We start from the raw sequence: 24,858 nt of genomic DNA, 5'->3' as shown, positions 1-24,858 counted from the left end.
CGTCGTCGCGACGCCGACCGGGGGAGCCCCGGCTGGGACACGCGTCACCCTCGACGGGACGGCCCCACCCCATCGAATGGGTCGGGGGAGGGACTAGCGGCGCGTCGCCGGTACGTTCGTCGCATGATCGAGACCTGGCCCGGCACTGCCTATCCCCTGGGAGCCACGTTCGACGGCACCGGCACCAACTTCGCGCTCTTCAGCGAGGTCGCCGAGCGCGTCGAGCTGTGCCTGTTCGACCCCGACCCGGACGCCCCCGGCGGCTTCGTCGAGACCCGGCTCGAGGTCACCGAGGTCGACGCCTACGTGTGGCACTGCTACATCCCGACGGTGCAGCCCGGCCAGCGCTACGGCTACCGCGTGCACGGGCCGTGGGACCCGTCCCGCGGGCTGCGCTGCAACCCCAACAAGCTGCTGCTCGACCCGTACGCCAAGGCGACCGCGGGCGAGATCGACTGGGACCAGTCGCTGTTCGCCTACAACTTCGGCGACGAGGACTCGCGCAACGACGACGACTCGGCCGCGCACATGACCCACGGCGTGGTGATCAACCCGTTCTTCGACTGGGAGGGCGACCGGCGCCTGGACATCCCCTACAACGAGTCGTTCATCTACGAGGCGCACGTCAAGGGCCTCACCCAGCTGCACCCCGACGTCCCGGAGGAGCAGCGCGGCACGTACGCCGGGCTGGCGCACCCGTCGATCACCGCCCACCTGCAGAAGCTCGGCGTCACCGCGATCGAGCTGATGCCGGTGCACCAGTTCGTGCAGGACTCCACCCTGCTCGAGAAGGGCCTGCGCAACTACTGGGGCTACAACACCCTGGCCTTCCTGGCCCCGCACGCCGACTACGCGTCGAGCAAGCAGGGCCAGCAGGTGCAGGAGTTCAAGGCGATGGTCAAGGCGATGCACGCCGCCGGCATCGAGGTCATCCTCGACGTCGTCTACAACCACACCGCCGAGGGCAACCACCTCGGCCCGACGCTGAGCTTCAAGGGCATCGACAACGCGGCCTACTACCGCCTCGTCGACGACGACCAGCGCTACTACATGGACTACACCGGCACCGGCAACACCCTCAACGTGCGCCACCCGCACTCGGTGCAGCTGATCATGGACTCGCTGCGCTACTGGGTCACCGAGATGCACGTCGACGGCTTCCGCTTCGACCTCGCCGCGACCCTGGCCCGCGAGTTCTACGACGTCGACAAGCTGGCGACGTTCTTCGAGATGGTGCAGCAGGACCCGGTCGTCAGCCAGGTCAAGCTCATCGCCGAGCCGTGGGACATCGGGCCCGGCGGCTACCAGGTCGGCGGCTTCCCGCCGCAGTGGACGGAGTGGAACGGCGCCTACCGCGACACCGTGCGCGACTTCTGGCGCGGTGAGCCGTCGCTGGGCGAGTTCGCCTCGCGGCTCGCCGGCTCCTCCGACCTCTACGAGCACTCCGGCCGGCGGCCCTTCGCCAGCATCAACTTCGTCACCGCCCACGACGGCTTCACGCTGCGCGACCTCGTGTCCTACAACGAGAAGCACAACGAGGCCAACGGCGAGGACAACAACGACGGCGAGAGCCACAACCGCTCGTGGAACCACGGTGTGGAGGGACCGACCGACGACCCGGAGATCCTGCAGGCGCGAGCGCGCGAGCAGCGCAACTTCATCGCGACCCTGCTGCTGAGCCAGGGCGTGCCGATGCTGCTGCACGGCGACGAGCTGAGCCGCACCCAGCACGGCAACAACAACACCTACGCCCAGGACAGCGAGATCAGCTGGGTGCACTGGGACGAGGCCGACCGGCCGCTGATCGAGTTCACCGCGGCGGTGGCCGGGCTGCGCGCCGACCACCCGACGTTCCACCGCAAGCGCTTCTTCACCGGCAACACCGTGCGCACCGGCGATGGCGAGCGCCTCAACGACATCGTGTGGCTCGACCTCGACGGCGCCCCGATGGAGGACGACGACTGGGAGGGCGGCAAGGCCATCGGGATGTACCTCAACGGCAACGGCATCGCCGGCAAGGACGCCCGGGGCGCCACGATCACCGACGACCACTTCCTGCTCTACTTCAACGCCGACGGCCCGGCGCAGGTCACCCTGCCGCCGGAGGAGTACGCCGCCGCGTGGGACGTGGTGATCGACACCAGCGGCGACGCCGACGCCGGCCCGACGCTGAAGGCGGGCGGCACGTTCGACCTCGACACGCACTGCGTCGTGGTGCTCCGCGAGCACTCCGACGAGGAGAGCAGCTCCGACCACTCGGTGGCGGCATCACTGGCGGCCCGCTCGGGTACAGACGCCTCGTGACCGACGCCCCCACCCCCAGCCGGCCCGAGCGGCGTACGCCGCACAGCACCTACCGCCTCCAGATCAGCCCCGACTTCACGCTGCACGACGCGGCCCGGGTGCTGCCCTACCTCCACGACCTCGGTGTCGACTGGGTCTACCTGTCGCCGCTGCTGGCCTCCGAGCCCGGCAGCACGCACGGCTACGACGTCGTCGCCTTCGACCACGTCGACCCCGAGCGCGGCGGCGCCGAGGGCCTGGCCGCGCTGTCGGCCGAGGCCCGGCGCCTCGGCATGGGCGTGCTGGTCGACATCGTGCCCAACCACGTGGGGGTCGCCACCCCGGCGGAGGGCCCGTGGTGGTGGGACGTGCTCAGGCTGGGGCGCGGGTCCGAGTACGCGTCGGCGTTCGACGTCGACTGGGCCGCCGGCGACGGCCGCATCCTGATCCCCGTGGTCGGCGACGACGACGAGGACGCGATCCACCTCGCGGTGTCGGAGGCGGGGGAGGGCGAGGTGCGCTACCACGACCACCGCTTCCCGCTCGCCCCCGGCACGTCCACGCTGGAGGAGCAGCACTACGAGCTGGTCAGCTGGCGCGCGGCCGACGACGACCTCAACTACCGCCGGTTCTTCGCCGTCAACACCCTCGCCGCGGTGCGGGTGGAGGACCCCGAGGTCTTCGCCGAGACCCACGCCGAGGTGAAGCGGTGGTTCGACGAGGGCCTGGTCGACGGCCTGCGGGTCGACCACCCCGACGGCCTCCGCGACCCCAAGCGCTACCTCGACGACCTCGCCGCCCTCACCGGCGGCGCCTACGTGCTGGTGGAGAAGATCCTCGAGCCCGGCGAGCACCTGCCCGCCGACTGGGCGACCGCCGGCACCACCGGCTACGACGCGCTCGCGCTGATCGACCGCCTGCTGACCGACCCGGCCGGCGAGGCGCCGCTGACCGCGTTGGAGGACCGGCTGCGCGGCACCAGCGTCGACTGGGCGCAGATGGTCCACGACAACAAGCGCGCCGTCGCCGACGGGATCCTGCGCGCGGAGGTCCTGCGGATCACCCGCGAGGTCGAGCGCGTGCTGGAGTCGCGCGAGGAGCAGGCCGGGCCTGGTGCCGACTCCGACTCGGTGGCCGACGCGGTCGCCGAGCTGCTCGCCTGCTTCCCGGTCTACCGCTCCTACCTCCCCGAGGGCCGCGAGCACCTCGACCAGGCGTTCGCCGCCGCGCGTGCGCACCGCCCCGACCTCGCGGCGACGTACGACGTGCTGGAGCCGCTGCTCAACGACGAGTGGGGCCAGCCGGCACGCCGCTTCCAGCAGACCTCGGGCATGGTGATGGCCAAGGGTGTGGAGGACTGCTCGTTCTACCGGTGGTCGCGGCTGACGTCGCTCAACGAGGTCGGCGGCGACCCGTCGATCTTCTCCGTCGGCGTCGAGGAGTGGCACGACGCGATGGCCGCCCGCCAGCGCGACTGGCCCGACGCGATGGTCACGCTCTCGACCCACGACACCAAGCGCGGCGAGGACGTCCGCGCCCGCATCACCGTGCTCGCCGAGGAGCCCGGCCACTGGGAGCGGGCGCTCGACGAGCTGCTGCGGCTCGCGCCGGTCCCCGACCCGGGCTTCGGCTCACTGCTGTGGCAGGCGGTGCTCGGCGCAGCCTGGACCTGGGAGACGCCCGACCACCTGCCCGACCTGCGCGAGCGGCTCCACGGCTACGCCGAGAAGGCGATGCGGGAGGCCGGCGACCGCACCACCTGGACCGAGCCCGACGAGGCGTACGAGAAGCAGGTGCACGCGGCGGTCGATGCGATCTTCGACTCCGAGGAGGTGCGCGCGGTGCTCCTCGACCTCGCCGCGCGGATCGACGCACCCGCCCAGGCCAACTCGCTGTCGGCCAAGCTGCTCGCGATCACGATGCCGGGCGTGCCCGACGTCTACCAGGGCAGCGAGCTGTGGGAGACGTCGCTGGTCGACCCCGACAACCGCCGCCGGGTCGACTTCGACCACCGGGTCGCGGTGCTGGCCGGCACCGCCGAGGACGACGCGGCGACCAAGCTGCACGTCACCTGCACCGCCCTGACGCTGCGCCGCGACCGTCCCGAGCTGTTCACCGGCTACGCCCCGGTGGGCGCGACCGGCGCCGCGGCCGACCACGTCGTCGCCTACGACCGCGGCGGCGCGATCGCCGTCGCCACCCGGCTGCCCGTCGGGCTCGCCGCCGCCGGCGGCTGGGGCGACACCGTGCTGGAGCTCCCCGACGGCCGGTGGCACGACGTGCTCACCGGTCTCGACGCCGACGGCCGGCTCGCCGACCTGCTCGCCGTCCACCCCGTCGCCCTCCTCGTGAAGGTGGGCTGACGTGCGCGGCCCGTTCGACGTCTGGGCGCCGCGGCCCGGTCGCGTGCGCCTGCACGTCGCCGGCGAGGTGGTGGAGATGACCCGCGCCGACGACGGCTGGTGGAGTCCTACCGGGCCGGTGCCGCCGGTGGGTGACGCCGTCGACTACGGCTACCTCCTCGACGACGACCCCGACCCGCGGCCCGACCCGCGCTCGCGTCGCCAGCCCGACGGGGTGCACGGCCTGTCGCGGCGCGACGTCGACACCCACGAGTGGCAGGACTCGGCGTGGACCGGCCGCCAGCTCGCGGGGGCGGTGATCTACGAGCTGCACGTGGGCACGTTCACCCCGGAGGGCACGTTCGCCGCGGCTGCCGGGCGACTCGACCACCTGGTCGACCTCGGCGTCGACTTCGTCGAGCTGATGCCGGTCAACGCCTTCAACGGCACCCACAACTGGGGCTACGACGGCGTCGGCTGGTTCGCCGTGCACGAGGGGTACGGCGGCCCCGACGGCTACCGCCGCCTCGTCGACGCCTGCCACGCCAAGGGCCTCGGCGTCGTGCAGGACGTCGTCCACAACCACCTCGGCCCCTCGGGCAACTACCTGCCGCTGTTCGGGCCCTACCTCAAGGACGGCCGCAACACCTGGGGCGACCTGGTCAACCTCGACGGCGAGGGGTCGGCCGAGGTGCGCCGCTACATCCTCGACAACGTGCGGATGTGGTTCGAGGACTACCACGTCGACGCGCTGCGCCTCGACGCCGTGCACGCGCTCAGCGACACCTCCGAGGTGCACCTGCTCGAGGAGATGGCGATCGAGACCGCCGCCTGGTCCGCCCACGTGCGCCGCCCGCTGACGCTGATCGCCGAGTCCGACCTCAACGACACGCTGCTCGTGCGCCCGCGCGAGGCAGGCGGCTACGGGCTCGACGCCCAGTGGAGCGACGACTTCCACCACGCCGTGCACGTCGCGCTGAGCGGCGAGACCACCGGCTACTACGCCGACTTCGCGCCGCTCGAGGCGCTGGCCAAGGTGTGCGAGCGGGGCTTCTTCCACGACGGCACGTTCTCGTCGTTCCGCGAGCGCGACCACGGGGCGCCCGTCGACACCGCGCACATGCCGACCTGGCGCCTGGTCGTCGCCAACCAGAACCACGACCAGGTCGGCAACCGCGCCCGCGGCGACCGGCTCGCCGAGCACCTCGACGACGACCAGCTCGCCTGCGCGGCGCTGCTGACGCTGGCCGGGCCCTTCACCCCGATGCTCTTCATGGGCGAGGAGTGGGCCGCCTCGACGCCGTTCGCGTTCTTCACCTCCCACCCCGAGCCCGAGCTCGGCACGGCGACCGCCGAGGGCCGGATCGCCGAGTTCGAGAGGATGGGCTGGGACCGCGACGAGGTGCTCGACCCGCAGGACGTCGCCACCTTCCACGGCTCCCGGCTCGACTGGGACGAGCGGACCGAGGGGCGGCACGCGGTGCTGCTCGACTGCTACCAGCGCCTCGGCCGGCTGCGGCGCGACCTGCCCCAGCTCACTGACCCGTCGTTCGGCTCGGTCTCGTGCATGGTCGAGGGCCTGGTGTTCACCATGGCCCGCGGCGACCTGCTCGTCGTGGTCAACACCGGCGACGAGCCCGCCCGGGTCGAGGTGGGGGAGCGCGACGTGCTCTTCGAGACACCGGCGGGCGTCGACCTGGGCGACGGCACGTTGAGCGTGCCGGGCCACGCCGGGGCGCTGCTCGGTCCGGCCACAACTTTCGCCGGACCCGCCGCGTCTCCCTGAGTGAACGGCCCGTCATCCGGGCCCACACACGACGGGGAACGAACCATGAACCGCATCACCGCACTCGCCGCCACCGTGGCCCTCGCCGCGGGCTCGCTGGCGCTCTCCGCGCCGGCGCAGGCCGCGCCCGCCGCGGCCTACAAGGTCACCGCCAAGGCCAACATCGAGGTCGCCGTCGCCAAGGAGGACACGGTCAAGGTCCGCGGCCGCGTGACGCCGAAGGCCGCCGGCCAGAAGGTCGTGCTCCAGCAGCGCGTGGGCAAGAAGAAGACGTGGAAGGTGACCGGCAACGTCAAGGTCAAGAACAACGGCACCTACCTCCTCAAGGACACGCCCTCGACCCCGGGCCCTCGCGAGTACCGCGTGCTCAAGCCCGCCTCGAACGGGATCGCGAAGGGCTTCAGCAAGCCCGTCGCCGTCGAGGTCTACAAGTGGGAGAAGCTCGCCTACCGCACCAGTGGCCCCCGCGTGAACCTCGACGCGACCGGCGTCCTCATCGGCGCCGACTACTTCGGCCAGAGCCTGGCGACCACGACCTCCGGTGAGCCGGCGTCGGTGGAGTACACCCTCGGCCGCAAGTGCACCGCCCTGCGCGCGACGTACGCCCTCACCGACAGCTCGGCCACCGGCTCGAGCGGCGCGGTGACCGTGAGCGCCGACGGCGCCGTCCTGGCCACGCACCCGCTGGCGGTCGGCACGGTCGTGGCCGACGAGGTCCTCGACCTCTCCGGCGTCTTCCGCCTCAAGATCGACCTGTCCACCACCGCGACGCCCGTCGCGGTCGCCGCGGTGGCGACGCCCGAGGTGCTCTGCACGCGCTGACGCGCACCCGATCCGGCAGCGGCGCGCACGACCGGGGTCACAGGCCCGGGAGTGCGCGCCGCTGCTGCGCGTCCGGAGCCGCGATCAGGCCCCGACTGGCGTTTGGCCGTAGGGTTGGCTCTCGTGGCAGGCATCGACTACGACGCAGAGATCAAGCAGCTCCGGGCGACCATGAAGACCATCGGTCAGGTCCTCGACCTCGACAAGATGCGCGGCGAGATCGCCGACCTGGGCGAGCAGGTCGCCGCCCCCGACCTCTGGGACGACGTGGCGAGCGCCACCCGCATCACCGGCCGGCTCTCCGCCCTGCAGGGGGAGCTCGACCGCTTCACCGGCCTCGAGGCACGCATCGAGGACCTCGCGCTCATGGTCGAGATGGCGCAGGAGGAGGGCGACGCCGACTCGCTCGCCGACTCGGAGGCCGAGCTCGCCCGCATCAAGAAGTCGGTCGAGTCGCTCGAGATCCGCACCCTGCTGTCGGGGGAGTACGACGAGCGGGAGGCGATCGTCACGATCCGCTCGGGCGCCGGCGGCGTCGACGCGGCCGACTTCGCCGAGATGCTCATGCGGATGTACACGCGCTGGGCCGAGCAGCACAAGTACGGCGTCGAGGTCTACGACGTGTCCTACGCCGAGGAGGCGGGCATCAAGTCCGCCGAGTTCGCCATCCACGCGCCCTACGCCTACGGCACCCTGTCGGTCGAGGCCGGCACCCACCGCCTCGTGCGGATCAGCCCGTTCGACAACCAGGGCCGCCGGCAGACGTCGTTCGCCGCCGTCGAGGTGGTGCCGGTCCTCGAGCAGACCGACGAGATCGAGGTCGACGAGAACGACATCCGCACCGACGTCTTCCGCTCGGGCGGCCCGGGCGGCCAGTCGGTCAACACCACCGACTCCGCGGTCCGCCTGACCCACATCCCCACCGGCATCGTCGTGTCCTGCCAGAACGAGAAGTCGCAGCTGCAGAACAAGGCCTCCGCCATGGTGGTCCTCAAGGCCAAGCTGCTGGCGAAGAAGAAGGCCGAGGAGGCCGCGCTCAAGAAGGACCTCAAGGGCGACGTCGCCGCCAGCTGGGGCGACCAGATGCGCAACTACGTGCTCAACCCCTACCAGATCGTCAAGGACCTGCGCACCGGCCACGAGTCGGGCAACCCCAGCGCCGTCTTCGACGGTGACCTCGACGACTTCATGGAGGCCGGCATCCGCTGGCGCCGCGGGGCCGAGAAGGTCGACGCCTGAGGCCACGATGGGACTCTTCAGCAGGCCCGAGGTGATCGGCCCGGGCGTTGGGAGCGATGCGGACCGCGCCCGGATCGCGGAGCTCGAGCGACGCGTCGCCTCGCTCGAGGCACAGCTGGCCCAGCTGGCCCGGGCCGCGTCGCCCGCAGGCGTGGCCCCGCTGACGGCGTCCGCGACCGAGCCCTGGCTGGCCGAGGTGCAGGCGCTCCGCCGCGCCGGCAAGACGATCCACGCCATCAAGGTCTATCGCGAGCACACCGGCGCCAGCCTCACGCAGGCCAAGGACGCCGTCGAGGCGCTGCCGGTCTGAGTGCCCGCTCCGCGGCGGCACCGGAGGCGCTGGTGACCCACCCCACAGGCCCCGCCGCGTCGACCTGGGGCCCTGCGGCGCGCGTTTGCCGGACCTGCGTACCCCTCACGTAGCCTCGATGCCGTGATTCGCTTCGAGAAGGTCACCAAGAGCTACCCCGGCCACCCCCACCCCGCGCTCGACAACGTGTCCGTCGACGTCGAGAAGGGGGAGTTCGTCTTCCTGGTGGGCTCCTCCGGCTCGGGCAAGTCGACCTTCCTGCGCCTGGTGCTGCGCGAGTACCGACCCACCTCCGGGCGGGTCTACGTCGCCGGCAAGGAGATCAACCGGCTGGCCAGCTGGAAGGTGCCGCGGCTGCGCCGCGACATCGGCACCGTCTTCCAGGACTTCCGGCTGCTGCCCAACAAGACGGTGACGGAGAACGTCGCCTTCGCCCTCCAGGTGATCGGCAAGTCCCGCAAGGAGATCAAGGACGTCGTGCCGGAGACGCTCGAGCTGGTCGGGCTGAGCGGCAAGGGCGACCGGATGCCCGACGAGCTCTCGGGCGGCGAGCAGCAGCGCGTCGCGGTCGCGCGGGCGTTCGTCAACCGCCCGATGATCCTCATCGCCGACGAGCCCACCGGCAACCTCGACCCGACGACCTCCGTGGGCATCATGAAGCTCCTCGACCGCATCAACCGCACCGGCACGACCGTGGTGATGGCCACCCACGACGCCGGCATCGTCGACCAGATGCGCAAGCGCGTCATCGAGCTCGAGAACGGCCACGTCGTGCGCGACCAGGCGCAGGGCGTCTACGGCCACCAGAACTAGAGCGGCGCCCCCGCCCGATCCGCACCCCCCCCGAACGAATCGAGATCCTTCCTCCATGCAGCTGCGCTACGTCTTCTCCGAGCTCGGCCAGGGCCTGCGACGCAACCTGACGATGCACCTCGCGGTGATCCTCACCCTCGTCGTGTCGCTGACGCTCGTCGGCATCGGCCTGCTGTTCCAGCAGCAGGCGACGCGGGCGGCCGAGCACTTCGGCAACCAGCTCCAGATCACCGTCTACCTGTGCCGGCTCAACGACTCCAACCCGGTGTGCCCCAACCCGGTGACCGAGGCACAGAAGGCCGAGATCGAGGCGGTCGTGGAGGCCAACCCCGAGGTCGCGAGCCATCGCTTCGAGTCCGGCGAGGTGGCCCTGGAGAAGGCCAAGGAGCTCTACGGCGAGGAGCTGTTCTCCGGCGACAACCCGGCGCTGACCGCCGAGGACATGCCGGAGACGATCTGGATCACCCTCGAGGATCCGCAGGAGTATGAGGGCATCATCAGCGCGGTGCAGGGCCTCGACGGGGTGTCGCGCGTGCGTGACCTGCGCGAGCAGGTGGGCCCGATCCTCACCACGATCACCAAGATGCGCACGTACGCCCTCGGCACCGCCGGCCTGCTGGTGCTGGCCGCGCTGCTGCTCGTCGCCAACACGATCCGCCTCGCCGCCTTCGCGCGCCGCAAGGAGATCGGCATCATGCGCCTGGTCGGGGCCTCGACGCTCTACATCGCGCTGCCGTTCCTCCTCGAGGCGCTGGTGACGGCCCTGATCAGCGTCGCACTCGCCGGGGGAGCGCTGGCGGCGTTCCTGCACTTCGCGATCGGCGACCTCGCCGCCAACCTGAGGTTCGTGCCGTGGATCGGGTGGAGCGAGTACTGGGTGGCCGCCGGAGCCATCGGGATCCTCGGCCCGGTGCTCACCTTGCTCCCGACACTCGTGTTGACGCGCAAATACCTCAAAGTCTGAGTCGCGGGGGTTAGCGTCTAGGCGTCTCGCCCGGCGCCAGTCGGGAGTGGCACCCTTCCCCGCTTCCCCGACGCAAAGGCTTCCCCGGTGCGTACCTTCCCCCGTGCCGCTCAACGACGCCTGGCCGCAGCACTTGTCGCGGTCATGGCCCTGAGCGTGTCCGCGGCCCATGCCGACGACCTCAAGGACAAGAAGAACAAGGTCGAGCGCGAGCTCAAGGGCGCCCACCAGGACCTCGACGCGTCCAGCGCCCAGCTGCGCAAGGCCACGGCCCGGCTCGCGGCAGCCCAGCGGCAGCTCCGGGTCGCCAAGACCCGGCTCGCCACCGCGCGCGGCAAGGTGGAGGTGGCCCACGAGCGCGACGCGCGGATGCAGGCCGCGCTCGAGGTCGCGGAGGCCGAGCTGGCCGCCGCCGAGGCGGCCCTGGCCCAGGGCCGGGTCGACCGCGACACCCAGCGGCAGAAGGTCGCGAGCACCGTCGCCGACATGTACTCCGAGGGCGACCCCGAGCTCCTCGCGTTCTCGTCGCTGCTCGGCGCCGAGTCGACCGAGGAGCTCACCCGCCGCGACGGCGTCCGCGACGTCGTCGTCGGCCAGGAGGCGCGCGAGTACGACGAGCTCAAGGCCTCCGAGGTGCTGCTCGAGGTGCGCGAGGACCAGGTCGCCGAGGCCCGTGACGACGTGGCCGTCAAGCGCGAGGCTGCCGCCGAGCACCTCGAGGTGATGCAGGCCCTCGAGGCCGAGGAGCGGGCCGCCAAGGACGCGGTGGTCGAGCTCGTCGTCGAGCGCCGCGACGCCCGCGTCGGCGCGCGCCAGGCCCGCGCGAAGGACCTCGCCAAGCTCCGCAAGCTCGAGAAGGAGCAGCAGCGGATCGAGGAGATGCTCCGCAAGCGAGCGCTCGCCGCGCTCCGCCGCCAGCGGGCCCAGGCCCGCTCCCAGGCGGCGCCCAGCCCGGGCTCGGGGATCCTCGCCTCCCCCGTCGACGGCTACGTCACCTCGCCGTTCGGCTACCGCTCGCACCCGATCTACCACTACTGGGGCCTGCACGACGGCGTCGACTTCGCCGGCGGCTGCGGCACGCCGCTGCGCGCCGCGGCGCCGGGCCGGGTGGTGTCGTCCTACTACAGCGGGGTCTACGGCAACCGCCTCGTGATCGACCACGGCGTGCTCGGCGGACGTGGCATCGCCACGATCTACAACCACGCCAGCGGCTACAACGTCGGCGTGGGCGACCGGGTCGAGGTGGGGCAGGTGATCGGGTTCGAGGGCAGCACGGGCTGGTCGACCGGGTGCCACCTGCACTTCACCGTGATGGCCAACGGCCAGGCCGTGGACCCGATGAACTGGCTGTAACGCGCTGGACAGGCGTTGGTGACGCTCTGGGAGGATGGGCCCATGGCGAAGGAGCAGGGCCAGAAGATGGTCGCGCAGAACAAGAAGGCGCGCCACGACTACCACATCGAGGACACGTGGGAGGCCGGCCTGGTCCTCATGGGCACCGAGGTGAAGTCGCTGCGGCAGGGCCGGGCCTCGCTGGTCGACGGGTTCGCCGAGATCGACAACGGCGAGGCGTGGCTGCTGGGGGTGCACATCCCGGAGTACAGCCAGGGCACCTGGACCAACCACTCCGCCCGGCGGCGCCGCAAGCTGCTGCTCAACCGCTCGGAGATCGACAAGATCGAGCGCAAGATCACCGACAAGGGCTACACGATCGTCCCGCTCGCGCTCTACTTCAAGGACGGCCGCGCCAAGGTCGAGATCGCGCTCGCCAAGGGCAAGAAGGCCTACGACAAGCGCCACACCCTCGCCGAGCGGCAGGCCAACCGGGAGAAGGTCGACGCGGTCCAGCGGCGGCTCAAGGGTCACCGGGACTGAGCCCGGGGTGACCGATCCCGTCGCGTTCGCCCGTGCCCTCGGCCTGCCCGGCCTGCAGGACCTGCACACCCACTTCCTCCCGCCGCGGGTGATGGCCAAGGTCCGTGCGCAGTTCGACGCGGCCGGTCCGCTCATCGGCCGGCCGTGGCCGCTCCACTACCGCGACGCCGACGACGTCCTGGTGGAGACGCTGCGCTCCTTCGGCGTGCGTCGCTTCACCGCGCTGCCCTACGCCCACCGGGTCGGCATGGCGGAGTTCCTCAACGACTGGGCCGCCGGGTTCGCGCGGCGCGTGCCGGAGGCGGCGGTCTGCGGCACGTTCTTCCCCGAGCCCGGCGTCGCGGCGTACGTCGCCGCCCGGTCCGCGGCCCCCGAGCCGGTCGAGGTCTGGAAGGTGCACGTGCAGGTCGGCGCCTTCGACGTCACCGACCCCCTCCTCGACGAGGCGTGGGGCGTGGTCTCCGAGACCGGCGCCCCCGTCGTCCTCCACGCCGGCAGCGGTCCCGTCGCGACCGAGCACACCGGCCCGGCCCCGGTCGCCGCGCTGCTCGCCCGCCACCCGCGGCTGCGGCTGGTCATCGCCCACGCCGGCGCCCCGGAGTACGCCGACTTCCTCGGACTCGCCGAGCAGCACGAGCGGGTGGCCCTCGACACGACGATGGCGTTCACGCCGTTCTTCGAGGAGATGGGCGGCGCCTACCCCGACGACCTGCTGCCCCGGCTGCGCGACCTCGGCCTCGCCGGCCGGGTGCACCTCGGCAGCGACTTCCCCCACATCCCCTACCCCTACGGCGTGCAGCTCGAGTCGCTCGAGCGGCTCGGGCTCGGTGACGAGTGGCTGCGTGCCGTCTGCTGGGACAGCACGGCCACCCTGCTGGGCTGAGCGCCGCCTACAGGTGCGAGCCCCAGTAGTAGCCGCCGAACGCCAGGGCGACGCTGAGCACCAGCACCCCGACGCCGTAGGCCGCCGCCAGGCCGTAGCGCTTCTCGCGCACCAGCTGGACGGTCTCGTAGCTGGCGGTGCTGAAGGTCGTGTAGCCGCCCAGGAACCCGGTGCCCACGATGGCGCTCACGTCGGTCGAGGCGAGGTGGCTGGCGACCAGGCCGGTGAGGAACCCGAGCGCCGGCGAGCCGGTGAGGTTGATGATCGCCGTCGACCACGGGAAGGCCGACCCCTTCGTCCGGGCCTTGATCCAGGCATCGACGAGGTAGCGCACGCTGGCGCCCACCCCGCCGGCGACGACGAGCAGTGCGAAGAGTCCCGGCGTCATCGGCTGGCTCCTTCGCCGCGGGGGGACTGCGTGTGCCGGCTCGCCGCGAGGGCGATGCCCGCCAGGGTGGCCAGGCCGCCGACGACGAGCGTGCCGAGGGCGTAGACCGCAGCCACCCCCACGCGGGAGTCGTCGAGCAGCACGGCTGTGTCGGTCGCCAGCGAGCTGTAGGTGGTGAGACCCCCGCAGAACCCGGTGCCGATGAGCAGCTTGAGCCGCGACGTGAGCTGGGGCGGCGTCTCGTCGCGGGTGAGTGCCTCGTAGAGGAACCCCAGGACGAACGCCCCGAGCACGTTGACGACCGGCACCACGATGGGGATGCCGTCGGCGTTGGGCACGGCGAGCATGAATCCCTCACGCGCCCCGACGCCCACGATGCCCCCGGCCAGGACCAGCAGGACCGAGGTGAGTCGCGAGTCGTGCTGCGTCGCCGCGCTCATCGGCGCGTCCGATCCGGGGGCACGGTGATGCGTCCCCCGCGTGTGGCCCCTCCGGGACCAGTGCCCATGTCGTCCACTGTGTGCCTCCTCATGCAGTCGTCGGTTCAGCGGCGGGCTCGGCGGCGCCGACCGCCCCGGGGGAGACGGCCTCGAGGAGGGCCAGCAGGGTCTGGTTGACCAGGCTGACCTCCAGGAGGACCGCGTCGATGGTGCGTTGGGGCGCGTCCACGTCCGCCCCGTCGCCGACCGAGTCGTCGATCGCGCCCGGCAGCCGGCCGGACAGCGCCGTCGTGAGCGCAGCGACGTTCTCGCTGGTGGCCCGGCTCAGGGCGCCCCAGTCCAGGCTCGGGTCGACGCCCGGGTCGACACCCTCGGTGATCGCCCCCTCGACCGCCCCCACCAGCTGCCGGGTGTGGAAGACCAGGGACCAGGCCGCCGTGAGCTGGCTCTCCACGCCCCCGGGCTCGAGGGCCCCGGCCGAGCGGCGCAGCGGGTCCGCGGCGGTCGCGATGGAGCGCACGTGCCGGTCGGCGTCGAGGAGGCGTTGGCGCACCGCCGTCTGCGAGATCGCGTGGTCACCGGCCAGTCGCGACAGGCTCGCGGTGACGATCACGTCGACGTCCTCGACCAGCGCGGCGAGGTTGGCGTGGTAGTGGGTGCGGGTGTGGCGCGGCAGCACCAGCGCGGCGACGGCGAGCGCCACCAGCGCGCCGAAGACCGTCTCCAGCACCCGCTCCTCCAGCGCGAGGCTGGTCAGCCGCCCGAGGTACTCGTAGAGCATCGCGAAGATCATCGTCGTCCACAGCGCGGTGAGGGCCGGCGACACCTGGCGGTAGTAGGCGGAGGCGAAGACCGCCACGGCGAGGACCGGCAGCACCACCGCGGGGTCCGACCCGCTCTCCAGTGCGATCGCGAAGCCGATCGCCGCGCCCCCGACGGTGCCGGCGAGGCGTTGGGCGCCCTTGACCAGGGTCTCGCCGTCGGTCCCGCCCAACACCTGGTAGGCCGCGAGCACCGCCCAGTACTGGTGGCTCGAGGACACCAGCTCCCCGACCGCCAGCGCGAGGCCGGTCGCGACCGCGGCCTGGATCGCCTGGCGCGTCGACGGCGCGAGGGAACGCCCCGCCGGGGGAGCGTCCTCGGCGGCCTGGCGCGCGCCGGGCGCCACCAGCGCGTCGGCCCCCACCTCGCCCTGCTCGGCCAGGGGCACGGTGTAGGCGACCTCCGGGTCAAGAGCCGCGTCGACCGCGTCCCGCAGCTTCTCCGAGACGCGTTGCAGCTCGTCGATCGCCGCGTGCAGCGCACGCGCCTGGCGGGGCCAGTCCTGCGGCGGCTCCTCCTCCGTCCAGGGCGGCAGTGCCGCGAGGTCGGGACGCAGGTGGGCATCGGGCGTCGCCAACGCGGTCGTGCGGGCGAGATGGACCTGGAGCAGCTCGAGCCGACCGGCCAGCCGCGCCCGCAGCTCCAGCGACAAGGTGGTGCCGGTGACGTCGCGTGCGGCGGAGGCGAGGTTCTTGACGGCGAGCTCGGTGTCGAACAACCGCAGGCGCAGCGCCGCCGCGCGCTCGGGGGAGACGCCGATCGTCTCCTCGTCGCCGGTCATGCATCCTCCGATGAATGCACCGGCCCGGCGCAGCTGGCGCAGCTCGAGGTCGGCCCGCTTGCGCACGTCGCCGCTCCAGCGGGCCCACGAGATGGCGTCGACCAGGGTGTCCATCGCCGAGACCAGCTGGGCAGTGAATCCCTCGATGCCCTCGCGCAGCTCCTTGCGCGGGCGGGCGGGCAGCAGCACGTAGCACACGAGCAGCGCCCACAGCACGCCCACCGCGGCCGCGCCGAGGAACCACGGAGCGTCGCTGGGCTGCAGCCGGAGGATCAGCGCGAAGTAGTAGGCCATGAACGACACCCGGCCGATGGCGGCCCAGCGGGCGCCGAAGTGGCCCACCCACGTGCCGACCAGGGCCACGACGGCCAGCAGGACACCGGTGAGCGGTGTCGAGTCCGACACCAGCGCGCCGAGGAACACCACGACACCGATCGGCACGAGCTGCAGCACGCTGGTGAGCACCTGCCCGCGCTGCGACCTCTCGACGGCGACGCCCGTGCTCGTCATCGCGACGAAGCCGCCGAAGACGGCCGGCTGGATCGCGGCGCGGTCGGTGGCCGCATCGAGGAGGACGTAGAGCGAGGCCACGGCGAGGACGGCCGCGACGACGGAGCGCATCGCGGTGCGCAGCCGCGCGTAGCCGGGGTCGACCTGCGCGAGGTCGCGCTGCGCGAACCTCCGCCAGCGCGGCAGAGGGGTGAGGGTGGACCGAGCGCCGGCGGCCGTCGGGTCGCCCACCGGCGGCGGCTGCCCGCGCAGCACCATCTGCGCGGCGACGGTGGTGGTGTCGTCGAGGGCCGCGACGGGCCGGTCGCCGACGATCACGGGCTGGTAGTCGAGGTCGTCGCTGACCCCGAGCGTCAGCTGCTCGCTCCGGTAGGCGAAGGGCAGCCACCGGCTGTAGCGGGTGTGGGAGTCGTGCAGGTCGGCGAGCGGCTCCGTGCCGACCAGCCTCGCCATCGCGGTCTCGAGTTGCACGAAGCGCGGGACCCACTGGTCGGCGGGCGCCTGCTCGCCCAGGGCCTGGGCCCGGAACGTCTCGAAGCCGACCACCTCGGGGACGGGGCGCTCACCGAGGTGCACCGACTGCTCGAGCTGCTCGCCGAACTCGAGGAACTGGAAGGTGAGGGGCACCAGGCCCGGGAGGGTCGAGGCGGGGTGGCCCGACGGCAGGCCCCAGCGCAGGGCGCCGATCGTCCCACCGAGCATCCGCACCGCGTAGGGGAGGGCGAAGTGGTCGCGACCGCTCTGGAAGTAGTAGGCGGCGTGGTGCAGCCGCAGGCCGTCGGTGTAGGACGCGAACGACTCGGCGATGCCGTCGAGGTGGCCGTCGAGCCCGGACTGCTGGCCCCCCTGGAAGAACGGGGCGAGGCTGTCGACGGGGGAGCCCGCCCCGCGCTCCGCGGTGAAGAAGTGGCGGCAGAGCGCGTTGAGGTCGCTGATCACCGAGTAGACGCCGAGCAGGAAGGTGAGGATCAGCGAGATCAGCACGACGCCGCTCAGCGTCTCGGTGATGCTGAGGAAGCGCAGCACGTCGGTCTCGGCGGTGAGCGCCGAGCCACCGACCGTCGAGAGCTGGGCGGCGCTGAAGTACATGGCGTCGAAGAAGTCCAGGCTCGACCCCCGCCCGGAGACGGAGAACGACGTCGGGGTCATCAGCCCGCGGTAGATCAGCCCGAATCCGAGGATGACCCCGAAGACCCACACCAGGATCCCGATCACGACCTGCAGACCGGTCACCTGGCGCAGGGCGTACGGGCGCCACCGGCGAGGGAGCCGGCGGGTGACGCGGCGCAGCAGGTGCCACTGCCCGCGAGCGACCGGTCCGGAGAGGAATCCGGCCTCGTCGTAGTTGAGGACCGTGAGGAAGACGTCGGCGAGGGTCGCGGCGAGAACCGCGGCGCCGAGGACTAACCAGACGGTCTCCACCTCTGCAGGCTAACCGCATTTCCGGGCCGCAAAGCCAGGCCCGGCAAGGCTCATACCGATGGCACGGGCCGAACCTCCTGGGCCCTTGTGAAGGCGCACGGACGTGGATGAAGGTGAGGAATGCGCCCGGGGGAGACCCGCCTGGGACGACCCACCACCAGCCCGCCCTCAGGAGGTCGACACAGATGCAACTGACTCCGCGTGAGATCGACAAGCTCTACATCTACCAGGTCGCCGAGCTCGCCCGACGTCGGCGAGAGCGGGGGACCAAGATCAACCTCACCGAGGCCCAGGCGCTCATCTCGGAGGCGATCATCGAGGGAGCGCGCGACGGCAAGTCGGTCGCCGAGTGCATGGAGCTGGGCAAGCACGTCGTCACCGAGGCCGACTGCATGCCGGGGGTGCGCGAGCGGCTCTCCCTGCTCCAGGTGGAGGCGACCTTCGTCGACGGCAGCAAGCTCGTGTCCTGCCACGATCCCGTGGCGGCGTGAGGGAGATGTCCTCGGTCATGTCCGGGCGGACCAGGACCGTCCTGGTCGCAGGGCATGAGAGCGACGGGGGCGCCGCCCTGGCGCCGATCGCCGACACCCTGGGCGCCGTCGTCACCACCTCGGGCCGGCCGTTGCACGACGTCGTGACGGCACTGCTCACCGAGGGGGAGGGCCGCGTCGTGGTCGTCCCGATGACCTGGGGCCGTGACCCCGTCATGGTGGCCGACACGGCGAAGACGCTGCGGTGGATCAGTGCGACGGCGGGAGCGGGACGGGTCGCGCAGAGTGCCGACTTCGGCACCGTCGACCACCTGGTCGCGTGGCTGCGTCGCGCGGCCGAGCGGGTCTCGACCCGACCGGGCACCACCCTGGTCGTCACGGCACCGTCGGGCGACCCGTTCGACGACGCCGACCTCCACCGGGTCGCGCACCTGGCGCGCACCCACGGCGCGGGGGTGCCGGTCGAGGTCGCGTGCGTCGCCGAGCCCGGCGACCTGGCCGAGGTCGTACGCCGGGCGAGGCTGCTGGGAGCCGACCGAGTCGTGGTCGTCCCGGCCGGCTTCGCCCGCACCCCGCCAGCGGGCCTGCCCGAGGACGCGTCGTTCTTCGGCCCCCTGCTCTCCGAGGAGGCGGTCCTGGAGGTCATCCGGCGGCGCGTGGCCGCGGCGGAGCACGACCTCCGGCACGGGCACGACGGCATCGCGGCGGGTCTGCTGGCCGACCACGGTCACGGCTACGCCCACTCCCACGCCTTCGAGCACGGCGGCGAGGGGGACTCGCACGGTCACTCCCACGGCCACTCCGACGGTGCGACCCACCGGCACTCCCACCCCCCGTCACCGCCTGACCTCGAGGCGGTCGGCGCGGCCGGCTCGCTGCCCCGCGGGTAGGGACGGCACGCCACCCCGCCACGAGACGCCCCCAGTGCGCGGCGTCCCCCAGACCGGGCCATCCCGGTCGAACCCCGGAGTCCCGGGCGACGCGCGTTCGCTCGTGCCCACCATGAAAGGACATCCCCATGCTCGGCAGCCCCAAGTACGACCACAACGAGAACGAGATCGAGATCAACGCCGGTCGCGAGAGCGTCACCCTCACTGTCAGCAACACCGGCGACAGAGCGATCCAGATCGGGTCCCACTTCCACTTCTTCGAGGTCAACCGCGCCCTGCAGTTCGAGCGTGAGAGGGCCTACGGGATGCACCTCGACATCCCGGCGGGGACCGGGGTCCGGATCGAGCCGGGCGAGACCAGAGACGTCACCCTCACGGCCTACGCCGGCAGCAGGTACGTCTACGGGTTCAACGGTCTCGTCAACGGCGGCCTCGACGCCGGGCAGACCCGGATTGATGCCCTCGCCCGGATGACCGAGCGGCAGTTCAAGGACGGCGCCCCCGCGGCGAAGAACCGTGGGGCCAACAAGCAGGGAAAGAAGAACTGACATGGCCATCATCTCGCGCAAGCAGTACACCGACCTCTTCGGACCGACGACCGGCGACAAGGTGCAGCTCGCCGACACCAACCTGGTCATCGAGATCGAGAAGGACTACAACGAAGGGCACTACGGCGACGAGGTCGTCTACGGCGGCGGAAAGACCGCTCGCGACGGGATGGCGGCGGACCCGCAGGCGACCAGCGCCCAGGGCGTGCTCGACCTCGTCATCACCAACGCGATCGTCCTCGATCCGGTCCTGGGTGTCGTGAAGGGGGACATCGGCGTCAAGGACGGCCGCATCGTCGGCGTCGGCAAGTCGGGCAACCCCCACCTGCAGAGCGGCGTCGACCCGCGCCTCGTCGTCGGGCCGGGCACCGAGCTGCTTGCGGGGGAGCACTGCATCGCGACCGCCGGTGCCATCGACTCCCACGTGCACTACATCTCGCCGCAGCAGGCGGAGGCAGCCCTGTCGAACGGGATCACCACGCTCTTCGGCGGTGGCACCGGACCCACGGACGGGACCAACGGCGTCACCACGACTCCGGGTGTCTGGAACCTCCACCGGATGATCCAGGCCGCCGAGGACGTGGGGGTCAACATGGGCTTCCACGGCAAGGGCAACGGCTCCATGAGGGAGGCCCTGGTCGAGCAGATCAAGGCCGGGGCCTCGTCGTTGAAGGTGCACGAGGACTACGGGACGACCCCCGCGGCGATCGACAGCGCGCTGCGGGTGGCCGACGAGTTCGACGTCCAGATCTCGATCCACACCGACAGCCTCAACGAGTCCGGATTCGTGGAGGACACCATCTCCGCGATCAACGGCCGCACCATCCACACCTACCACACCGAGGGGGCCGGCGGCGGTCACGCGCCGGACATCATGAAGGTCGCGAGCCTGCCCAACGTGCTGCCCTCCTCGACCAACCCGACCCTGCCCTACACGGTCAACTCCGTCGACGAGCTGCTCGACATGGTGATGGTCTGCCACCACCTCTCCCACGACATCCCCGAGGACGTCGCCTTCGCTGACTCGCGGGTGCGCGCGGAGACGATCTCGGCCGAGACGGTGCTCCACGACGAGGGCGTGCTGTCGATGTTCTCCTCGGACTCCCAGGCGATGGGACGCATCGGCGAGTCGGTGACGCGGGCCTTCCAGACCGCCCATCACAACAAGGACCAGCGCGGGGCGCTGCCCGAGGACGCCGAGGGCAACGACAACTTCCGGGTGCTGCGCTACCTGGCCAAGGTGACCATCAACCCCGCGATCACCCAAGGGGTCTCGGACCACATCGGATCGCTCGAGGACGGCAAGCTCGCCGACATCGTGATCTGGCCGGTGGACTCGTTCGGGGTCAAGCCGCGGATGGTCATCAAGGGCGGGCTGACCAGCTGGGCGCAGATGGGAGATCCCAACGCGTCCCTGCCGACGCCGCAGCCGGTGTACTACCGGCCGATGTTCGGCGCCTACGGCAGGGCCCGGCAGAAGACCCGGGTGACCTTCATGTCCCAGGCCGCGATCGACCTCGGTGTCCCCGAGCAGCTCGGGCTGGAGAGCCAGGTGCTGCCGGTGCGGCGCTGCCGGGGGATCGGCAAGGAGCACATGGTGCGCAACGACCGCACCCCGCTCGTCGAGGTGGACCCCGAGACCTACAAGGTCACCTTCGACGGCAAGCCGGCCCACATCGACCCGGCGGAGTCCCTGCCGCTCAACCAGCTCTTCTTCCTGGCGTGAGGACGAGATGACCTCGACGACCGCGGTCCCGGAGCTGCTGGTGAGCCTGCAGCTCTCGGACTCCGCCTTCCCCAGCGGCTTCTACACGATGTCGCACGGGCTGGAGGGCTTCAGCCAGGCCCGCGCGGTCGACCAGGACGGTCTCGAGGGACTGTTGCGAGGCTTGCTCCTCCACTCCGTGGGCCCGGGCGACGCCACCGCGCTCGCCCGGGCCCACGAGGCGGTCGCGCAGGGCGACTGGGCCCGCGTACGCCACGTCGACCGGCTGCTGTTCGCAGCCAAGCTCAACGCCGAGCTCCGACGGGTGACGGTGCGCAGTGGCCACCAGGTCACCGACGTGGCGGTCGCCGCGATCGGCGGGCCGCTGCTGGAGGAGTGGCAGCGCGCCCTCGCGGCCAAGGAGACACCGGGGTGCCAGCCGGTCGCGACCGCGGTGGCCTACGCCGCCGCGGGCGTGCCGGCGGCCCAGGCCGTCGCGTCCGACCTCTCCGCCTTCGCGGTGAGCTTCCTCGGGGCGGCCCTGCGGCTCGGGCTCACCGAGTACAAGCACCTGCAGGTGGTGCTGCACGCCCTGGGACCGGTCATCGAGCAGGTGTGTGCCGAGGCGATCGATCGGGACCTCGCGGACATGGGCGGATGTGCGCCGATGACCGACGTGATGTCTGCGCGGCACGAGCACTCCGACGCACGACTGTTCGCCAGCTGAGGACCCTCCTCGGCCGGCACGACGACGACAACCACGACGACAACCACGACGACAACCACGACGACAACCACGACGACAACCACGACGACAAACAAGGCGGACGTATGAGCGAGAACGTGTTGCGGATCGGCATCGGCGGCCCGGTGGGCTCGGGCAAGACGGCCCTGGCGGAGGCGCTCGTGCCCCGGCTCCTGGCCGCGGGCCGGCAGCCCGCGGTCATCACCAACGACATCTACACGCAGGAGGACGCCCACCACGTGCGGCGCGAGCTCGCCGGGGTGCTCGATCCCGACCGGGTGGTGGGCGTCGAGACCGGGGCCTGTCCCCACACCGCGGTCCGCGACGACCCGACGATGAACCTGGCCGCGGGCGCCGAGATGCTCGAGCGCCACCCCGATGTCGACACGCTCATCTACGAGTCCGGCGGCGACAACCTGACGCTGACCTTCTCGCCGTCGCTGGCGGACGTCTTCGTCTTCGTCCTCGACACCTCGGAGGGCGAGAAGATGCCCCGCAAGCGCGGCCCCGGGATCACCGACTCCGACATCCTGGTCATCAACAAGATCGACATCGCCCAGTACGTGCGGACCGACCTGTCGATCATGGAGTCCGACGCCCACCGGGTCCGCGACGGCAAGCCGGTCGTCCTCACCAACTCCCTGACCGGCGAGGGGGTCGACGCGCTCCAGGACCTGATCCTCGCCGCCTGGGACAGGCGTCCGGTGGCGTCCTCGCGATGACCACCTCGCTCCTGCGCGAGCGGGACCCGGTCCCCTCCAGCACCGTCCCAGTGCCGACGACGCGCTACGGCGGGCCGCGCCTCGACCCGGCCTACTACGAGCCCGACCGCGTGCCCGACATCATCGAGCGCTACGCCGGACCGATCGACACCCTGCCCCCCGGCAGCCCCGGCAAGGTCGGCCTGCTGGAGCTGGAGTTCGGGCGCACACCGCGAGGGACCGAGCTCGTGCAGCACTACCAGAAGGCGCCGCTGCAGATCATGCGCCCGCTCTACTACGACCCGGCGCGCCCGGACATGCCCTACACCTACCTGATGTCGACCGGCGCCGGCGTCATGCAGGGCGATCGGCTGCGCACCGACCTCGTCTTCGGGCCGGGCACGTCCGCGCACGTGACGACCTCGGCCTGGACCAAGGTGCTGCGCATGCACCACGACTACGCGGTCGCGCAGGTCAACATCTCGGTGGGCGAGGACGCCTTCCTGGAGTACCTGCCCGACCCGGTGATCCTGTTCGCCGAGGCCCGGCTCTACCAGCGCACCCGGCTCACGCTGCCGCCGTCGGCGAGCGTCGTCGTGGGCGAGACTCTCGTGGCCGGGCGGCTCGCCCACCACGACGAGCGTCACCTCTACTCGGCGCTCGCCGCCGACTTCGAGGTCTGCCGGCCCGACGGGACGGTCGTGGCACTCGACCGGGTGCGCCTCACGCCCGCGGACGGAGCGACAGGGGACCTCGCCGTCCTCGACGACCACGACGTCCTGTCCATGCTCTACGTCCTCACCTCGCAGGCTTCGGTGGCCGAGGTCACCGAGCTGCTCCACAGCGCGCTGGCCCCGTCGACCACGGGTGGGGTGATCTTCGGGGTCAGCGCCCTCCCCGATGACGCGGGCGTCTGGGTGCGCCTCCTCGGCGACGACACCCGGTCGGTCGGCGCCGCGATGACGCTCGCCTGGCAGTCCGTGCGGCGACTGCTGACAGGCGGCACCGCCCCGACCATCCGCAAGACCTGACCCACTCCCGACGCGCAGAGCGCGCCCGGGCGACCCGCTCCACCCGACGTACGACCACCACGGACAAGGGAGCTGAGATGACAACATCGCGAACGGCCGCCACGGCGGCGCCCAGCACGTGGCTCACCTGGGAGGTCGTGCCGCGCGGGGTCTCGGAGATCTTCTTCCAGAGCAACACCTGGACCGGCCTGCTGATCCTCGCCGCGTTCGTGGTGGCCGACTGGCAGATGGCCCTGCTCGCCCTGATCGGGGCGATCTGCTCGACGCTCGCCGGCGTGCTCATGCGGGTGAAGACCGACGACATCACGATGGGCATGGCGGGCTTCAACGGCACCCTGGTGGGCGCTGCCCTCTTCGTCGAGCTCGGCGGCGGCAAGGTCTGGACCTATGTGCTCACCGTCGTCGGCGCCCTCGTCTGCGGCCCGGTCACCTGGTTCTTCAACTGGCTCTTCGCGACGCCCGCCCTGTCGCGCTTCGGCCTGCCGTCGACCACGGCGCCGTTCTGCTCGGTGACCGGCGTCATCTACGTCCTCACGACGAGCCTGCACGTCGAGTCGTCGTCGCACCACGCCTTCGACGAGTCGGCCGGCTCGCTGCTGCGCTCGCTGCTGACCAACGTGTCGGAGGTGGTGCTCATCAACAACGTGTGGTCGGGGGCGCTGATCCTGGTCGGGCTGTTCGTCGCGTCGTGGAAGGTGGGACTGGCCGCGGCGATGGGCAGCGTCATCGGCACCCTGTGCGCGCTCGCGATGGGGGAGAGCGCGGAGACGATCGTGGAGGGTCTCGCCGGCTACTCCGGCGTGCTGACCGCCATCGCGCTGTCGGTGGTGTTCCTGCGCAGCACCGTCGGGTCCTGGATCTACGCCGCCGTGGGCGCCGCGATCACCGCGGTCGTCACGGTCGCGATGACCGACGCCTACGGCGGCCCGCACTTCACCTGGCCCTACATCCTCACCACGTGGGTGCTGCTCGTCATCGCGACCTTCATCCCCGCACTGAAGCGACCGTGAGCAGCTCCGACGACCTGGCCTCTCCCGACCCGGACCGAGGCGTGCCACCCCAGACCC

Annotated in this window: 21 protein-coding genes and 1 pseudogene; 19 read left to right on the top strand and 3 right to left on the bottom strand. The window is 71.6% G+C overall.

Annotated elements, in window-relative coordinates:
• Nucleotides 1-123 precede the first annotated feature (123 nt).
• The 11 genes from glgX to JX575_RS14155 all read left to right on the top strand — a co-directional run bounded on the left by glgX (nt 124) and on the right by JX575_RS14155 (nt 13,317).
• Complete coding sequence (glgX, locus tag JX575_RS14205; RefSeq protein ID WP_222129517.1) at nt 124-2,304, top strand: glycogen debranching protein GlgX; 2,181 nt, start codon at nt 124-126, stop codon at nt 2,302-2,304.
• On the top strand, nt 2,301-4,646 hold the full coding sequence (gene treY, locus JX575_RS14200; RefSeq protein WP_186340660.1) for a malto-oligosyltrehalose synthase: 2,346 nt from the start codon (nt 2,301-2,303) through the stop codon (nt 4,644-4,646). Before glgX ends, treY begins: the two co-directional genes overlap by 4 nt.
• A 1-nt stretch (nt 4,647) precedes the next feature.
• Nucleotides 4,648-6,411, top strand: coding sequence for a malto-oligosyltrehalose trehalohydrolase (gene treZ / locus JX575_RS14195; RefSeq protein ID WP_186340661.1), 1,764 nt, complete (start codon nt 4,648-4,650; stop codon nt 6,409-6,411).
• Between the two features lie 45 nt (nt 6,412-6,456).
• The gene (locus tag JX575_RS14190) at nt 6,457-7,233 is read left to right on the top strand and encodes a hypothetical protein (protein ID WP_186340662.1); all 777 of its coding nucleotides are present in this window, start codon (nt 6,457-6,459) and stop codon (nt 7,231-7,233) included.
• Between the two features lie 123 nt (nt 7,234-7,356).
• Nucleotides 7,357-8,472 carry a peptide chain release factor 2 gene (gene prfB, locus JX575_RS14185; protein WP_186340663.1) on the top strand — a complete coding sequence of 372 codons (1,116 nt, stop codon included), beginning with the start codon at nt 7,357-7,359 and terminating at the stop codon, nt 8,470-8,472.
• A 7-nt stretch (nt 8,473-8,479) separates the two neighbouring features.
• Nucleotides 8,480-8,782, top strand: coding sequence for a hypothetical protein (locus tag JX575_RS14180; protein ID WP_186340664.1), 303 nt, complete (start codon nt 8,480-8,482; stop codon nt 8,780-8,782).
• Nucleotides 8,783-8,905: 123 nt separating this feature from the next.
• Nucleotides 8,906-9,595: a cell division ATP-binding protein FtsE gene (ftsE, locus tag JX575_RS14175; RefSeq protein ID WP_186340665.1), complete on the top strand. Its 690-nt coding sequence runs from the start codon at nt 8,906-8,908 to the stop codon at nt 9,593-9,595.
• A 55-nt stretch (nt 9,596-9,650) separates the two neighbouring features.
• Nucleotides 9,651-10,559: a permease-like cell division protein FtsX gene (gene ftsX, locus JX575_RS14170; protein ID WP_186340666.1), complete on the top strand. Its 909-nt coding sequence runs from the start codon at nt 9,651-9,653 to the stop codon at nt 10,557-10,559.
• An 87-nt stretch (nt 10,560-10,646) separates the two neighbouring features.
• Nucleotides 10,647-11,912, top strand: a complete 1,266-nt coding sequence (locus JX575_RS14165) for a M23 family metallopeptidase (RefSeq protein WP_186340667.1) — start codon at nt 10,647-10,649, stop codon at nt 11,910-11,912.
• Between the two features lie 42 nt (nt 11,913-11,954).
• A complete protein-coding gene (gene smpB / locus JX575_RS14160) occupies nt 11,955-12,434 on the top strand; it encodes an SsrA-binding protein SmpB (protein WP_179617930.1) in 480 nt (159 codons plus the stop codon).
• 7 nt (nt 12,435-12,441) lie between these two features.
• Nucleotides 12,442-13,317 (top strand): amidohydrolase family protein, encoded by an 876-nt coding sequence (locus tag JX575_RS14155; protein WP_186340668.1) that lies wholly within the window; start codon nt 12,442-12,444, stop codon nt 13,315-13,317.
• A gap of 7 nt (nt 13,318-13,324) precedes the next feature.
• Here JX575_RS14155 and crcB read toward each other — a convergent pair whose 3' ends face one another.
• The 3 genes from crcB to JX575_RS14140 form a co-directional block, all read right to left on the bottom strand.
• Nucleotides 13,325-13,705: a fluoride efflux transporter CrcB gene (crcB, locus tag JX575_RS14150; RefSeq protein WP_186340669.1), complete on the bottom strand. Its 381-nt coding sequence runs from the start codon at nt 13,703-13,705 to the stop codon at nt 13,325-13,327.
• On the bottom strand, nt 13,702-14,145 hold the full coding sequence (locus tag JX575_RS14145; RefSeq protein WP_186340670.1) for a CrcB family protein: 444 nt from the start codon (nt 14,143-14,145) through the stop codon (nt 13,702-13,704). The genes crcB and JX575_RS14145 overlap by 4 nt, the downstream gene beginning before the upstream one ends.
• Before the next feature lie 88 nt (nt 14,146-14,233).
• Nucleotides 14,234-17,680, bottom strand: a complete 3,447-nt coding sequence (locus JX575_RS14140; RefSeq protein WP_186340671.1) for an FUSC family protein — start codon at nt 17,678-17,680, stop codon at nt 14,234-14,236.
• 185 nt (nt 17,681-17,865) lie between these two features.
• On the opposite strand from JX575_RS14140, the gene JX575_RS14135 reads away from it, so the two are divergent.
• From JX575_RS14135 to JX575_RS14100, 8 genes and pseudogenes are all read left to right on the top strand, one after another.
• Nucleotides 17,866-18,171 (top strand): urease subunit gamma, encoded by a 306-nt coding sequence (locus tag JX575_RS14135; protein ID WP_186340672.1) that lies wholly within the window; start codon nt 17,866-17,868, stop codon nt 18,169-18,171.
• Nucleotides 18,168-19,061 carry a cobalamin biosynthesis protein CbiX gene (locus tag JX575_RS14130; protein ID WP_186340673.1) on the top strand — a complete coding sequence of 298 codons (894 nt, stop codon included), beginning with the start codon at nt 18,168-18,170 and terminating at the stop codon, nt 19,059-19,061. Before JX575_RS14135 ends, JX575_RS14130 begins: the two co-directional genes overlap by 4 nt.
• Before the next feature lie 128 nt (nt 19,062-19,189).
• Nucleotides 19,190-19,498 (top strand): annotated as a pseudogene (locus tag JX575_RS14125) (urease subunit beta); the annotation flags it as partial.
• A gap of 112 nt (nt 19,499-19,610) precedes the next feature.
• On the top strand, nt 19,611-21,335 hold the full coding sequence (gene ureC / locus JX575_RS14120; RefSeq protein ID WP_186340675.1) for an urease subunit alpha: 1,725 nt from the start codon (nt 19,611-19,613) through the stop codon (nt 21,333-21,335).
• A 7-nt stretch (nt 21,336-21,342) separates the two neighbouring features.
• Nucleotides 21,343-22,041: an urease accessory UreF family protein gene (locus JX575_RS14115; protein ID WP_186340676.1), complete on the top strand. Its 699-nt coding sequence runs from the start codon at nt 21,343-21,345 to the stop codon at nt 22,039-22,041.
• 104 nt (nt 22,042-22,145) lie between these two features.
• The gene (ureG, locus tag JX575_RS14110; protein ID WP_186340677.1) at nt 22,146-22,781 is read left to right on the top strand and encodes an urease accessory protein UreG; all 636 of its coding nucleotides are present in this window, start codon (nt 22,146-22,148) and stop codon (nt 22,779-22,781) included.
• Nucleotides 22,778-23,791 carry an urease accessory protein UreD gene (locus JX575_RS14105; protein WP_186340678.1) on the top strand — a complete coding sequence of 338 codons (1,014 nt, stop codon included), beginning with the start codon at nt 22,778-22,780 and terminating at the stop codon, nt 23,789-23,791. Before ureG ends, JX575_RS14105 begins: the two co-directional genes overlap by 4 nt.
• Nucleotides 23,792-23,868: 77 nt before the next feature.
• Entirely contained in the window at nt 23,869-24,801 is a 933-nt protein-coding gene (locus JX575_RS14100; RefSeq protein WP_186340679.1) for an urea transporter, read from the top strand.
• The last annotated feature ends 57 nt before the right edge of the window (nt 24,802-24,858 follow it).

Source organism: Nocardioides sp. zg-1228 (assembly GCF_017086465.1).
In the GTDB taxonomy this organism is placed as follows: Bacteria; Actinomycetota; Actinomycetes; order Propionibacteriales; family Nocardioidaceae; genus Nocardioides.
This window is presented reverse-complemented; position numbering and strand designations above follow the sequence as displayed.